The organism is Micrococcus sp. GbtcB5 (genome assembly GCF_019091605.1).
Taxonomy (GTDB): Bacteria; Actinomycetota; Actinomycetes; order Actinomycetales; family Micrococcaceae; genus Micrococcus; species Micrococcus luteus.
Window position 1 is genome coordinate 20,144 of record NZ_JAGXJK010000012.1, and the last position, 13,108, is coordinate 33,251.

Sequence of the window (13,108 nt, forward strand, 5' to 3'; positions counted from 1 at the left end):
GGCGGACGCCGGGGCGTTTTCGTGCGGGAAATGGCGGGCGCCGGGGGTGTGGACACCGGGTGGCCCGGGGCCACGCACGACTCCTGCACAGGCGGCGCCGCCGACGTCCTCGTCCACGGTGGGTGCTCCCGCGCGGCCGGGGTCGGCCGGGTTGAGCCATCGTCACGGGCATGGTCACGTCTTCCCTGCCCCTATCGGACATCGCCGAGGCCGGCCGGCCGTTCACCCGTGGCGACCTGCGCGCGGCCGGGGTTTCGGAGCGACTGGTCCGCGGCGGTGACGTGCGGCGCGTGACGCATGGGGTCCATCGGCTCCGGTCTGACCACCTCGGCTCGTGGGCGGATCTCGGCTACGTCGAGGCCCCCGCTCCCTTCGCGCCGGAGGAGACGGCCGCGATCGTGGAGGCGAGCGGGGGAGTGGCCTCCCACCTCACGGCGCTGCTCCTGCACCGCGTGCCGCTGCCGCCGTTCCTGGCGGAGGACGGCACGGTGCACGTGTCCCGGCCGCACCCGCGCGGGGCGAGCGTCCGACCGGAGATCACCTCGCATGCCCGCCTCGTCCCGGCCGCGGACGTCACAGCCCTCCACGGGATCCGCCTGACGAGCCTGGAGCGATCCTGGGCGGATCTGGCCGCGCTGCTTCGTCCAGGCATGCTCGAGCCCGTCGTGGCGGCCGGGGACGCCCTCATCCATCGGCCGTGGTCGCCGGAGGGGCGTCGCTCACCACGGACCACGACGGCGGCCCTGCGGTCCGCGCTCCTGCGTGCCGGACGGTTCAAGGGAGTGCGCACCGCCCGTGCCGCACTCGAGCTGGTGCGGGTGGGCGCGGATTCCCCGCAGGAGACAGCCCTGCGACTGGCCCTGCTCCACGCCGGCCTGCCCGAGCCGGAGCTCCAGCTGGTGCTGCACCCGGGCCGGGCCCGGTCACCGGACGCGGATCTGGGGTGGCGGCAGTGGCGCTTGGTGGTCCACTACGACGGCGGTCACCACCTCGACCCGGCACAGCTCGCGGTGGACTCGTGGCGAGACGAGGGATGGGCGCGCGCGGGCTGGACGCAGATCTGGGCCACGGTGGACGACGCACGGGACGACTTCCGGCGCGTCGTCGCCGAGGTGCAGACGCACCGGGCCCGGCTCGGCGGGCGGGTGTTCGCGTCGTGAACCGCCGTTTCCCGAACGAAAACACCCCGGAGGCCGCCGTTTCCCGAACGAAAACGCCCCCGGGGGGTCAGGCGGCGTACTGGCCGCGCATCAGCACGGCGCCGCCGTCGACGCCCTTGGCGCCCTGCACGAAGTCCAGGCCTGCGGCCGCCGCGTCGTCGGTGAGGGCGCCGATGGTGCCCATCTCCCACGCGTCGATGCCGGCGTCCACGAGCACGGAGATCGACTTCGCGGCCACCTCCGGGTCCACCACGGCCACCATGCCCACGCCGAGGTTGAGGGTGCGCTCGAGGTCGGACTGCGGAACGCGGCCGAGCTCGCCCACCAGGCGGAACACGGGCGGCAGGGACCAGGTGTCGCGCTCGACGGTCGCCATGAGGCCCTGCGGGAGCACGCGCGCCAGGTTCGCGGCCAGGCCGCCGCCGGTCACGTGGCTGAACGCGCGCACCGGCAGGTCCGAGCCGCCCTCGTGGCCGTTGAGGCGCTGCACCAGGTCGAGGCAGGCGCGGGAGTAGATGCGGGTCGGCACGAGCAGCTCCTCGCCGAGGGTGCAGCCGAGCTCGGTGACCTCGCGGTCCAGGGACCAGCCCGCGGCGTTCACCACGCGGCGCACGAGCGAGTAGCCGTTCGAGTGGATGCCGGAGGAGGCCATGCCGATCACGACGTCGCCGGACTGCACCCGCTCCGCGCCCAGGACCATGTCCGCCTCGACCACGCCGGTGGCCGCGCCCGCCACGTCGTACTCGTCTGCGGCCAGCAGGCCCGGGTGCTCGGCGGTCTCGCCGCCCACGAGCGCGGTGTCGGCCAGGCGGCAGCCCTCGGCCACGCCGCGCACGATGTCCGCGATGCGCTCGGGCACGACCTTGCCGCACGCGATGTAGTCGGTCATGAACAGGGGCTGGGCACCGACCACCACGATGTCGTCCACGACCATGCCCACGAGGTCCTGGCCGATGGTGTCGTGCTTGTCCATCGCCTGCGCGATCGCCACCTTGGTGCCGACGCCGTCCGTGGACGTGGTCAGCAGCGGCTTGCGGTACTGCAGCAGCGCGGAGGCGTCCCACATGCCGGCGAAGCCGCCGATGCCGCCCATGACCTCGGGGGTGTGGGTGGCCTTCACGGCGTCCTTCATCAGCTCGACGGCGCGGTCGCCGGCCTCCACGTCGACGCCGGCCGAGGCGTAGGTGATCGGGGCGGCGGAGGAGGGGGTCTGGTTCGGGGTCACAGCGGGGTCCTGTCCGTCTCGGTGAGCAGCTTCTCGTCGTCGGCGTCCGGGCCGGGCTCGCAGCCCGTGGCGGTCACGGTGGTGGTCTCGCCGCCCTCGTCCAGCACCACGGTGGACGCGGGCGACACGGCGACCGGCTCCAGCAGGCCCTTGCCGCGCTCGCCCTCGTCGGCCAGCGGGATCGGGTAGTCGCCGGTGAAGCAGGCGGTGCACAGGCGCTCGCGCGGCTGCCCGGTGGCCTCGATCATGCCGTCCTCGCTGATGTAGGCCAGCGAGTCGGCGCCGATGGACGCGGCGATCTGGTCCACCGCGGCGCCGTTGGCGATGAGCTCGGCGCGGGTGGCGAAGTCGATGCCGTAGAAGCAGGGCCACTTCACGGGCGGGGAGGAGATCTTCACGTGCACCTCGGCGGCGCCGGCCTCCTTGAGCATCCGCACGACGGCGCGCTGGGTGTTGCCCCGCACGATCGAGTCGTCCACCACCACGACGCGCTTGCCGGCCACCACGGTGGACTCGACGTTGAGCTTGAGGCGGATGCCGAGCTGGCGCAGCGTCTGGGACGGCTGGATGAAGGTGCGGCCCACGTACGCGTTCTTCACGAACCCCTGGCGGAACGGCAGGCCCGAGGCGTCCGCGTAGCCCACGGCGGCGGGCGTGCCGGACTCGGGCACGGGGATCACGACGTCGGCCTCGACCGGCTGCTCGAGCGCGAGGCGGCGGCCCATCTCCACGCGGGACTCGTACACGGAGCGCCCGGCGATCGTGGCGTCCGGCCGGGCGAGGTAGACGTACTCGAACACGCAGCCGGCCGGCTTGGACTCGGCGAAGCGGGTGGAGCGGATGCCCTCCTCGTCGATCGCGATCATCTCGCCGGGCTCGACCTCCCGAATGAAGGAGGCGCCGACGGTGGCGAGGGCCGACTGCTCGGAGGCCACCACCCAGCCCCGCTCGAGGCGGCCGAGCACGAGCGGGCGCACACCCTGCGGGTCGCGGGCGGCGTAGAGGGTGTGCTCGTCCATGAACACGAAGCAGTAGGCGCCGCGGATCTTCGGCAGCAGCTCGAGGGCGGTCTCCTCGAGGCGGTCCCCGGGGGCCCCGTGCAGCAGGGCCGTGACCAGAGCGGTGTCCGTGGTGTTGCCCTGCTTCATCTCACCGTGGGTGTGGCGGCCGTCCGCGGCGTGCACCATGCGCAGCAGCTCCGCGGAGTTCACGAGGTTGCCGTTGTGCGCCAGGGCGACCGTGCCGTCGTCGGCGGTGGCGCCCAGGGTGGGCTGGGCGTTGGCCCACTTGTTCACGCCGGTGGTGGAGTAGCGGCAGTGGCCGACGGCGATGTGGCCGCTCAGCGCGGTCAGGGTGGCCTCGTCGAACACCTGGGAGACCAGGCCGATGTCCTTGTAGACGGCGATGCGCCCGCCGTCCGAGACGGCGATGCCCGCGGACTCCTGGCCGCGGTGCTGGAGGGCGTACAGGCCGTAGTAGGCCAGCTTCGCGACCTCCTCTCCCGGCGCCCACACGCCGAACACGCCGCATTCGTCCTGCGGCCCCTGGTCCTGGGGGTCGAGGGCGGCGGTCAGGCGGCCGTCGCCTCGTCGGGTGCGCGGTGCGATCACTGCTCGGGGGTCCTTTCGGTGGGGGTGGCGCGGGCGGGCGGGGCACCCGCGTCCACGCGGTCCAGGCGGACGTCCGCCATGGCCGGGTCGTCGGTGCGCTCGAGGACCACGGTGCGCGCGGTCGACCGGGAGCGGCGGTCCAGCAGCAGCCACACGAGCAGTCCGAGCACGCTCGTGCCGAGCATGCTCAGCAGCGATGCGAAGCCGAACGTCTCCGAGAAGGAGAGCGGGATGCCGGAGTACGGGTCCGCGGGCGGGGTGGGGGAGGCATGGACCGCGGTGGTGATCACGAGGGCGATCAGCAGGCCGAGCGCGAGCGCCACCGCGAGCACCGCGGTCAGCCGCGGGGCGCGACGGACGGTGTAGGCGCGCTGATCGGGGGTCGGCTCGGGGGCGGAGGTCATGCGCGCCAGTCTATCGAGTCGGCCGCTGGGGCCAGTCCCGGGTGCCCGCGGCGGTGGAGGCAGTCCCGGAGCACGCTCTGGCCGGCGCGCTGCGTGACGGTGAGCTCGTCGACCGTGGCCTGGCATTCCTCCAGCGGGAGCACGACCTGCCCGCGGGTACGGTCGAGCTGTGCCGTCGCCGCGGTGTCCGGGGTGGGGCCGGCAGAGCTGCATCCTGCGACGAGGAACGGTGCCGACGTTCGAACGGTCGGTGTCGCCGAGAGGACTGCCGGACACCCCTCGCTCACGGCCGCACGAGCGGCAGGTGCGCGCCGAGGTCGGCCCGCACGCCCGAGGCGCGCACGCCGCCGGCCGCCGTCGCGTCCTCCCAGGTCGTCAGCCCCGTGGCCAGGGACAGCCATGTCACGGCGTCCATCTCCACGACGTTGGGCGGGGTGCCGCGTGTGTGCCGGGGCCCGGGGAGGCACTGGGCGACGCCGAAGGGCGGCACGCGCACCTCCACCGAGTTCCCGGGCACGCGGGTCGCCAGCTCCTCGAGCGCGAAGCGCACCGCCGTCGCCCGCGTGGGGCGCGGCAGCGCGGCGGCCGCCGCGGGGTCCTCCTCGTGGGCGCGTGCCCACGCCAGCAGCGCCGCGTGGCCCTCGACGACAGGCACCCGGCGGCGCGGGACGGAGCCGGTGGTCACGCCCGCGCCTCGAAGGCCGGCAGGACGTCCCCCACGAGGTCCCGCACCGGCGCGGCCAGGCGGATCTCGCCGACCGGCTCGCCCCGGCCGAGCACCGGGGGCACGACGGCGGCCAGCACGCCCGGCAGCGTCGCCCGGTCCACGTGGTCCGGGGCGAACCGGGCCAGCAGCGCGAGCGCGACCAGGTCGCCGGCCCGCGTGCCGCCGTCGAGCGCCTTGACGGCCACGGCCGTGCCGTCCGGCGCGGCCATGACGAGGACGCCGTCCGCGCCCACCTTGGCGAGCAGGCCGAGCTCGCGCATCACCACGGTGTTGGAGCTCGTCTCCCCGTGGACGGCCCACGGGTGCTCGAGCATCGCCGTGGCGACGGCGGCCGCGTGCGGATCCGCGTCGGCGCGGCCGGGCGCCGCGGCGACCCGCCCGATGCCGCGGGCCAGGCCCGCCAGCGAGATGACGGCGGCCGGGGCGCCACAGCCGTCCACACCGGTGTGGGCCACCGGCTCGCCGCAGTACTCGGCGATCACCGCGTCCACCTCGCGCTGCAGCGGGTGCGCCGGGTCGAGGTACGTGGCGACGTCGTGCCCGGACGCCGCGCAGGCCGCGAGGAAGCCGGCGTGCTTGCCGGAGCAGTTGAAGGCCAGCGGGGTGGCGGCGGCGGCCTCGCCGTCGCGGCGGACCTGGGCGACCACCTCGGAGGTGTCCGCGGGCCAGGCCGGCGGGCACTGCAGGGCGGACGCGTCGAGGCCGGCGTCCGCGAGCATGCGCTCGGCCAGCGCCTGGTGCCGGAGCGTGCCCCGGTGCGAGCCGCACGCGATGGACAGGGCCTCGCCCTCCAGCGCCGCCCCGTGGCGCAGCGACGCGATGGCCTGGAACGGCTTCAGCGTGGAGCGCGGGTAGATCAGCGCGTCTGCGGGGCCGAGGGCGGCCAGCACCCGCCCGTCGGGGCCGGTCACGACGGCGGCGCCCGCCGTGCGGGACTCGACGAAGCCGTTGCGGACGGTCTCCACGAGCTCGACGGCATCGGACAGGGCGAAGGTCTCGCCCGTGGGGGCGACGGTGGCGTGGGTCATGCGGTCCAGGGTAGCGAGGGCCCCGGACGCGCCGGGCGTCCGGGGCCGGTGGGCCGGGTCAGGTCCGGCGGCATCACCGGCTCACTCCGCGGAGAGCCGCCCGTCCACCATGGTCAGGGTGCGGTCCGTGGCGGAGAGGAACTCGTGGTCGTGCGTGACCATGAGCGTCGCCACCTGCTCCTCGCGGGTCAGCGTGCCCAGCAGGTCCACGACGGCGGCCGAGCGCTCGCGGTCCAGCGCGGAGGTGGGCTCGTCCACGAGCAGCAGCGTCGGCGAGGCCATCAGCGCGCGCACGATGTTCACGCGCTGCCGCTGACCGCCCGAGAGCTGGTGCGGGCGCTTGCCGGCCTGGTCGGCCAGGTCCACACGCTCGAGCAGCTCCAGGGCCCGCGCCTTGGCGGCCCTGCGGTCGGCGCGGGTGGCGTCACGGTCCAGGTGCACGGTCAGCTCCAGCTGCTCGGCCGCCGTGAGGGACGGGATGAGGTTGGGCTGCTGGAAGATCATGCCGATCTCCTGGCCGCGCAGCGCGGTGCGCTCCTTCCGGGACAGCCCGGCCATCTCGCGGCCGGCCACGGACACGCAGCCGGAGGTGGGCGTCACCAGGCCCGCGGCCACCGCCAGCAGGGAGGACTTGCCCGAGCCGGACGGGCCGACCATCGCGGTGAACGTGCCGGGGAGCAGGTCCAGGCTCACCTCGTCCAGGGCGCGCAGCACGCCGCGCTCGCCGTCCGGGTACTCCAGCACGAGGTCGCGCACGGACAGCGCGGGGGTGGCGTCGGCCGCGGCGGCGGGGCGCTCGCCGGCGACGCGGTGGGCGGCCGCGGCGGCCGGGGTGCGGAGGGCGTCGAGGTCGGCCTGCGGGGCGGTGAGGGTGGTCATGGGGAGGTCCTTTCTCCAGGCGGGGGCGAGGCGGAGCCGAGGGGGACGACGGCGCCGGGCGGCGCCGTCGTCGGAGGCGGTCAGTTGCCGCCGAGGGCGACCAGCGGGTCGATCCGGGTGACGCGGTAGACCGCGACGACGGCGGCGAGCATGCCGAGCACGAGGACCCCGGCGGCGGGCACCGCGGTGGTGGCCCACGAGAGCTCGAACGGGACGGCCCGCCCCGCGAACGCGCCGACCACGGCGGCCAGCCCGGTGCCCACGGCCACGCCCCCGACGAGCACGAACGCGGCCTGCGCGAGCGAGTCCTTCAGCACCCAGCCGTTCGAGCCGCCGAGGGCCTTGAGCACCGCGATGTCGCGGGTGCGCTGCACCGTCCAGATGGACAGGAACGCGATCACCACGAGCGCCGAGATGCCGTACAGGAAGCCCTGCATGGTCATCAGGGAGCCGTTCTCGGACCGGTAGCTGGGCAGGGCGGCGTAGGAGCCCTTCACGGTCTCGGCGACGGTGCCCGCGGCGTCGTCACCGGCGGCGGCCACGGCGTCGACGTCGGCGCCGGCGTCGAAGCGCACCAGGCCGGCGGTGCCGAGCACCGCGTCGTCGGCGGTGTGCGAGATGGCGTTCCAGTCCTCGAGCGCCAGCCACGTCACGGGGGAGTGGGAGTAGTACTCGGTCGGCACGACGTCGGCCACGGTGTAGACGAAGCCGGAGACCGCGACGGCGTCACCCTCCTGCGCGTGGAGGGAGTCGGCCACGTCCTGGCTGAGCACGATCTGCCCGGGCTCGACGCCGGCCGGCGCGTCGGAGCCGCCCGGGGTGAGACCGATGAACGCGGTGGTGGCCACGCCGGTGGTGGGCTCGCCGGACACGTCCGCGCGGCCCTGCGGGTCCGTGTCCACGGGGTGCTCGAGGCCGATGGCCCGGCCCTGGCTCACACCGAGCGGCTCGACGGAGGCCACGCCGTGAGTGGCCGCCCACGCGTCGCGCTGGGCCACGGTGAACTCGGACTGGGTGAACGACGCGGTGGGCTCCTGGCCCGCCGCGCCGCCGAAGACCAGACGCTGCACGCCCTGCTCGCCGAGGCGGTCGATCGCGGCGGTGTTCTGCCCGCCCAGGCCGGCCGTGAGGCCGGAGAGCATGACGAGCAGCAGGCTGATGAGGGCCACCACGGAGCCCATGAGGGCGAACCGTCCGGTGGCGAAGCGGAGGTCGCGGAGTGCGAGGAACACGGGGCGCGTCCTTTCCTGGGAGAGGTCTGTCCTGAGATTGCCTCCACGGTCTCGCGCGGGGAGGGGTCGGCACATCGCCCGCGGCGGCTGGACCCGGTCAACCGAATGGTTGATCCCGGCGGCTCAGCGGCGCAGCCCCGGGGCCGCGGGCCGCTGTCGCGTCCGGGGCGCGCCCTAGGGTGGAGCCATGTCCGTCGCACCCCGCGCCGCCGTGCCCCCCGCGGCCGCCGAGACCGGCACCACCGCCGTGCTCGCCGGCCTGCGCGTGGCCCTGCACGTCACGTTCGCCGCGCTGCTCACCGTGGGGCTGGCGCGCGCGCTCGCGGACCGGTCCCCGGAGGCGTCCTCCGGTCCGTTCCCGGCCACCACCCTGGTGCTGCTGACCGCCGCGCTGGCGGGCGTCTACCTGGCCGGGACCGTGCTGGAGCGGCGCCGGTGGGCCCGGGGCGACGACGTCGGCCGCGGTCCGGCGGTCGCCTGGCTGGCCCTGGTGCTGCTGCTGTGGGGCCTGCTCGTGGCCCACCACGGCGACTTCGCGTGGGTCGCCTTCCCCCTCTTCTTCGTCGTCCTGCACGTGGTCGACCGGGTGGCCCGGCAGGCCTGGGTGCGCCACGTGGTCGGGCCCGCGCTGGTGGTGGCGATGGCCGTCGTCGTGGTGGCCGGGATGGCGGCGGGCGCCGGCGGCGTGCGGGTGCCGGCCGTGATCGGTCCGCTGGTGGGCGCCGCCGTGGCCGTGGTGCTCTCCGGGGCGTACCGCGCCCTGCACGCCGAGTCCGAGCGCCAGCGTGCCGTGGCCGAGCAGCTGCGCGCCGCGCAGGCCGAGCTCGCGCGCACCGAGCACCGGGCGGGGGTGAGCGCCGAGAGGGAGCGGCTCGCCCGCGAGATCCACGACACCCTCACCCAGGGGCTGGCCTCGATCGTGCTGGTCTCGCGCGCGGCCCAGGACGCGCTCGACGCCGCCGACCCCGCCCTCGCCCGGCAGCGCATGGAGACCGTGCGCGCCACGGCCGCCGAGAACCTCGCCGAGTCCCGCCGCTTCGTCCGCGACCTGCGCGGCACCGGGGCACCGTCCCTCATCGAGGCGCTCGAACGAGCGGTCGCCGGGTTCGCCGACCGGCAGGCCGCCGCCGGGACGCCCGTGGCTGCGGACGTCGAGGTCGTGGGGGAGCCGGTCGCGGTCGCCGAGGCCGTGGAGACCGCGGTGCTGCGAGCCGTGCAGGCCTCCCTGGCGAACGTGGGCGCGCACGCGGGCGCTCGGCGCGCCCGGGTCACGCTGGGCTACCTCGGTGATGAGCTGACGGTGGACGTGGCCGACGACGGCGCGGGGTTCGACCCGGCCGTCGTCGCGGCCCGCCCCCGGGCCGGAGCCGCCGGTGCCGACCCGGGGGCGGGGACCGGCGTGGGGCTGGCGAGCGTGCGCGAGCGTCTCGCTGCGGTGGGCGGCGAGGCCACCGTCGAGTCGGCCCCCGGCGAGGGCACCGTGGTGGCGCTGCGGGTGCCGCTGGCCGCCGCCGGGGCCGGCCGGAGCGCTGATCCCGAGCAGACCGAGAGCGAGGAGACCGCATGAGCGTGCGGGTGATGCTGGTGGACGACCACCCCGTGGTCCGGGCGGGGGTGCGGGCCGTCGTCGAGGCGCACCCGGACCTGAGCGTGGTGGCCGAGGCCGCCGACGGGGCGGAGGCGATCGGCGTCCTGGAGGCGGGCGAGCCCGCGGTGGACGTCGTGCTGATGGACCTGCAGATGGGCGCGGGGATGGACGGCGTGACCGCCACCCGCGCGGTGCGGGAGCGGTGGCCGGGGGTGCAGGTGCTGATCCTGACGACCTTCGACACGGAGGCGGACATCCTCGCGGCCGTGAACGCGGGCGCTGCCGGCTACCTGCTCAAGGACGCCCCGAGCGAGGAGATCGCCTCGGCGGTGCGGCAGGCGGCGGCGGGGCGCAAGGCGCTGGCCCCGCAGGTCGCGGCCACGCTGATGGGGCGCATGTCCGGCGGCTCCGAGGTGCTGTCCGAGCGGGAGATCCAGCTGCTCGAGCTGATCGCGCGGGGCGCCACGAACAAGGTGGCCGCGAAGGAGCTGTTCATCTCCGAGGCCACCGTGAAGACGCACCTGGTGCACATCTTCCAGAAGCTCGGGGTGGACAACCGCACGCGCGCCGTCGACGAGGCCCGGCGACGGCGCATCATCCGCTGACGGGCAGGCCGAGGCGGCCGGCCCTGGAGGGCCCGGCCCTGCTCAGCGGCGCCGCACGTACCGGGTGATCACCGCCGCGGCGACGGCGGCCAGCGCCAGCACGCCGAGCGCGGCGGGCAGGCTGAGGTCGCCGCGCTGGACGCCGAACCCCCGCAGCGTCCAGAAGACGATCAGGGCGCACGTGAACATCACGCCGACGAACATCCAGACCGACCGGAGCCCGGGTCCCAGCCCCGCACCGGGCCGGTGGCGGGGGTCACGGGGGTCACCGTCGTCGCCGGGCTGACCGTGGTGGAGGGGAGGCATCGTCATGCGCTCCACCGTAGGGGCCACGGGCCGGGCCGGGCCAGGGCCACCGCGTAGGCTTCAGGCTCGTGAAGACCCTTGTGCTCGGCAACGGCGGCCGCGAACACGCGCTGCTCACCGCCCTCTCCCGTGATCCGCAGGTCAGCGCCCTCCACGCGGCGCCCGGCAACGCCGGCATGGCCGACCTCGCCACCCTCCACGCCGTCGAGGCCACCGACCCGGCCGCCGTCGTGGCGCTCGCGCGCGAGCTGGGGGCCGACCTCGTCGTCGTCGGACCCGAGGCCCCGCTGGCCGCCGGCGTCTCCGACGCCCTGCGCGAGGCCGGGTTCGCCGTGTTCGGCCCCTCGCAGGCCGCCGCGCAGCTCGAGGCGTCCAAGGCCTTCGCCAAGGAGGTCATGGCCGCCGCGGGCGTGCCCACCGCCGGCTCCCGCGTGTGCACCACCGCCGCGGAGGCCGCCGCCGCCCTCGACGAGTTCGGCGCCCCGCACGTCGTCAAGGACGACGGTCTGGCCGCGGGCAAGGGCGTCGTGGTCACCTCCGACCGCGCCGAGGCCCTCGCCCACGCCGAGGCCTGCTTCGCCGCCGGCGGCACCGTGGTGATCGAGGACTTCCTGGACGGCCCCGAGGTCTCCCTCTTCGTGATCTGCGACGGCGAGGCCGCCGTCGCCCTCACCCCCGCCCAGGACTTCAAGCGCATCCACGACGGCGACGCCGGCCCCAACACCGGCGGCATGGGCGCGTACACGCCGCTGCCGTGGCTGCCCGAGGGCTTCACGGACGAGGTCATGGACCGCGTGGCCCGCCCCGTGCTCGCCGAGATGGCCCGCCGCGGCACCCCGTTCACGGGCGTGCTGTTCTGCGGCCTGGCCGTGACCGCCGAGGGCGTGGAGGTCATCGAGTTCAACGTGCGCTTCGGCGACCCCGAGACCCAGGCCGTGCTCGCCCGCCTCGAGACGCCCCTGGGCGGGCTGCTCGCCGACGCCGCGGCCGGCCGGCTCGGCGCGGACCGTCGACTCGAGTGGAGCGACGACGTCGCCGTGGACGTGGTCATGGCCTCGGCCGGCTACCCGGCCTCCTCCTCGACGGGCGACGTGATCACCGGGCTGGCCGACGCGGCTGGCCTCGAGGGCGTGCACGTGATCCACGCGGGCACCGCGGTGTCCGGTGAGGACGTGGTGACGGCGGGCGGCCGGGTGCTGGCCGTCGTCGGGCGCGGGGCGGACCTGGCCCAAGCGCGCGAGCGCGCCTACGCGGGCGTCGAGCGTATCCGGTTCGACGGCGCCCAGTGGCGCACGGACATCGGACTCAAGGCCGAGCGCGGCGAGATCACCGTGCCGGGGACGGAGGGAGCGAAGTGAGCGGGGAGCGCGTGGGGTTCACGGGGGCCGAGGCCCTCGAGCTGCCGGGCTGGCGGCACGTCTACTCGGGCAAGGTGCGGGACCTGTACGAGCCCGCTGACGCCGAGCCGGGGCGGTCCGCGACGCTGCTCGTGGTGGCCTCCGACCGGATCAGCGCCTACGACCACGTGCTGGAGCCGCCGATCCCGGACAAGGGCGCCATCCTCACCCGGTTGACCCTGTGGTGGTTCGAGAAGCTGGCCGAGGGCTACAACGGGGCCCACGCCGAGCCGGTCGAGCACCACGTGGTGAGCGCGGACGTGCCCGCGGCCGTGGCCGGGCGGGCGATGATCGTCAAGCGCCTGGACATGTTCCCCGTGGAGTGCATCGCCCGCGGCTACCTGACCGGCTCCGGCCTGGCCGAGTACCGCGCGTCGGGCACGGTGGCCGGCCTGCCGCTGCCCGCCGGGCTCGTGGACGGCTCGCGGGTCGACCCGCCGATCTTCACGCCGTCCGCGAAGGCCGAGGTCGGCGAGCACGACGAGAACATCACGTTCGAGCAGATGGTCGAGCGCGTGGGCACCGAGGCCGCCGAGCGCCTGCGGTTCCTCACCCTGGACCTGTACGCCCGCGCCGAGGCGATCGCCCGCGAGGCCGGCATCATCCTGGCGGACACGAAGGTCGAGTTCGGTGTGGACCCTGCCACCGGCCAGGTGGTGCTGGGCGACGAGGTCCTCACCCCGGACTCCTCCCGGTTCTGGGACGCCGAGGACTACGAGCCCGGCCGCCCCCAGGCGAGCTTCGACAAGCAGTTCGTCCGCGACTGGCTCACGGGCCCCGGCTCCGGCTGGGACAAGGCGAGCGGGGAGGCCCCGCCGGAGCTGCCCGCCGACGTCGTGGCCAAGACCCGCGACCGCTACGTGGAGGCGTACGAGCGCCTGACGGGCCGCCCCTTCGACGCCTGACCCGGACTTTCGAACGTGGGGTAGGCCCTCTGCCACGTTCGA

13 protein-coding genes are annotated in these 13,108 nt (G+C 75.3%); 5 read left to right on the forward strand and 8 right to left on the reverse strand.

Translation table 11 applies throughout. The features are described from left to right. Positions 1-170: 170 nt before the first annotated feature. Complete coding sequence (locus KVS67_RS05970; protein ID WP_073116715.1) at positions 171-1,160, forward strand: hypothetical protein; 990 nt, start codon at positions 171-173, stop codon at positions 1,158-1,160. Positions 1,161-1,227: 67 nt separating this feature from the next. Here the strand turns inward: KVS67_RS05970 and purM are convergent, their stop codons facing one another. The 7 genes from purM to KVS67_RS06005 all read right to left on the reverse strand — a co-directional run bounded on the left by purM (position 1,228) and on the right by KVS67_RS06005 (position 8,265). After that, on the reverse strand, positions 1,228-2,385 hold the full coding sequence (gene purM / locus KVS67_RS05975; protein WP_036314247.1) for a phosphoribosylformylglycinamidine cyclo-ligase: 1,158 nt from the start codon (positions 2,383-2,385) through the stop codon (positions 1,228-1,230). Then, on the reverse strand, positions 2,382-3,995 hold the full coding sequence (gene purF / locus KVS67_RS05980; RefSeq protein ID WP_036339306.1) for an amidophosphoribosyltransferase: 1,614 nt from the start codon (positions 3,993-3,995) through the stop codon (positions 2,382-2,384). The genes purM and purF overlap by 4 nt, the downstream gene beginning before the upstream one ends. Then, complete coding sequence (locus KVS67_RS05985; RefSeq protein WP_036314251.1) at positions 3,992-4,399, reverse strand: hypothetical protein; 408 nt, start codon at positions 4,397-4,399, stop codon at positions 3,992-3,994. The genes purF and KVS67_RS05985 overlap by 4 nt, the downstream gene beginning before the upstream one ends. 283 nt (positions 4,400-4,682) lie before the next feature. Next, a complete protein-coding gene (locus tag KVS67_RS05990) occupies positions 4,683-5,084 on the reverse strand; it encodes a sterol carrier family protein (RefSeq protein ID WP_036314253.1) in 402 nt (133 codons plus the stop codon). Then, positions 5,081-6,154, reverse strand: coding sequence for an asparaginase (locus KVS67_RS05995; protein WP_036314255.1), 1,074 nt, complete (start codon positions 6,152-6,154; stop codon positions 5,081-5,083). Before KVS67_RS05995 ends, KVS67_RS05990 begins: the two co-directional genes overlap by 4 nt. An 81-nt stretch (positions 6,155-6,235) precedes the next feature. Beyond that, on the reverse strand, positions 6,236-7,033 hold the full coding sequence (locus tag KVS67_RS06000; RefSeq protein ID WP_041103971.1) for an ABC transporter ATP-binding protein: 798 nt from the start codon (positions 7,031-7,033) through the stop codon (positions 6,236-6,238). Positions 7,034-7,113: 80 nt separating this feature from the next. Then, entirely contained in the window at positions 7,114-8,265 is a 1,152-nt protein-coding gene (locus KVS67_RS06005; protein WP_041103973.1) for an ABC transporter permease, read from the reverse strand. 187 nt (positions 8,266-8,452) lie between these two features. Between KVS67_RS06005 and KVS67_RS06010 the strand changes: the two genes are divergently transcribed. Then, a complete protein-coding gene (locus KVS67_RS06010) occupies positions 8,453-9,832 on the forward strand; it encodes a sensor histidine kinase (protein ID WP_052520068.1) in 1,380 nt (459 codons plus the stop codon). Beyond that, a complete protein-coding gene (locus tag KVS67_RS06015) occupies positions 9,829-10,458 on the forward strand; it encodes a response regulator transcription factor (RefSeq protein WP_020624423.1) in 630 nt (209 codons plus the stop codon). Before KVS67_RS06010 ends, KVS67_RS06015 begins: the two co-directional genes overlap by 4 nt. A 42-nt stretch (positions 10,459-10,500) precedes the next feature. Here the strand turns inward: KVS67_RS06015 and KVS67_RS06020 are convergent, their stop codons facing one another. Next, complete coding sequence (locus tag KVS67_RS06020) at positions 10,501-10,770, reverse strand: hypothetical protein (RefSeq protein ID WP_036314260.1); 270 nt, start codon at positions 10,768-10,770, stop codon at positions 10,501-10,503. Positions 10,771-10,832: 62 nt separating this feature from the next. Here KVS67_RS06020 and purD point away from each other — a divergent pair, with 62 nt between their 5' ends. Further along, on the forward strand, positions 10,833-12,122 hold the full coding sequence (purD, locus tag KVS67_RS06025) for a phosphoribosylamine--glycine ligase (protein WP_217565095.1): 1,290 nt from the start codon (positions 10,833-10,835) through the stop codon (positions 12,120-12,122). Continuing rightward, complete coding sequence (locus tag KVS67_RS06030; RefSeq protein ID WP_217565097.1) at positions 12,119-13,066, forward strand: phosphoribosylaminoimidazolesuccinocarboxamide synthase; 948 nt, start codon at positions 12,119-12,121, stop codon at positions 13,064-13,066. The genes purD and KVS67_RS06030 overlap by 4 nt, the downstream gene beginning before the upstream one ends. Positions 13,067-13,108 lie beyond the last annotated feature (42 nt).

What these genes read in the sequence shown, in the direction of transcription:
- KVS67_RS05970 (WP_073116715.1), top strand. Translation starts at nt 171, where the DNA reads ATGGTCACGTCTTCCCTGCCCCTATCGGACATCGCCGAGGCCGGCCGG.
- KVS67_RS05985 (WP_036314251.1), bottom strand. Translation starts at nt 4,399, where the DNA reads ATGACCTCCGCCCCCGAGCCGACCCCCGATCAGCGCGCCTACACCGTC.
- KVS67_RS05995 (WP_036314255.1), bottom strand. Translation starts at nt 6,154, where the DNA reads ATGACCCACGCCACCGTCGCCCCCACGGGCGAGACCTTCGCCCTGTCC.
- KVS67_RS06000 (WP_041103971.1), bottom strand. Translation starts at nt 7,033, where the DNA reads ATGACCACCCTCACCGCCCCGCAGGCCGACCTCGACGCCCTCCGCACC.
- KVS67_RS06010 (WP_052520068.1), top strand. Translation starts at nt 8,453, where the DNA reads ATGTCCGTCGCACCCCGCGCCGCCGTGCCCCCCGCGGCCGCCGAGACC.
- KVS67_RS06015 (WP_020624423.1), top strand. Translation starts at nt 9,829, where the DNA reads ATGAGCGTGCGGGTGATGCTGGTGGACGACCACCCCGTGGTCCGGGCG.
- KVS67_RS06020 (WP_036314260.1), bottom strand. Translation starts at nt 10,770, where the DNA reads ATGACGATGCCTCCCCTCCACCACGGTCAGCCCGGCGACGACGGTGAC.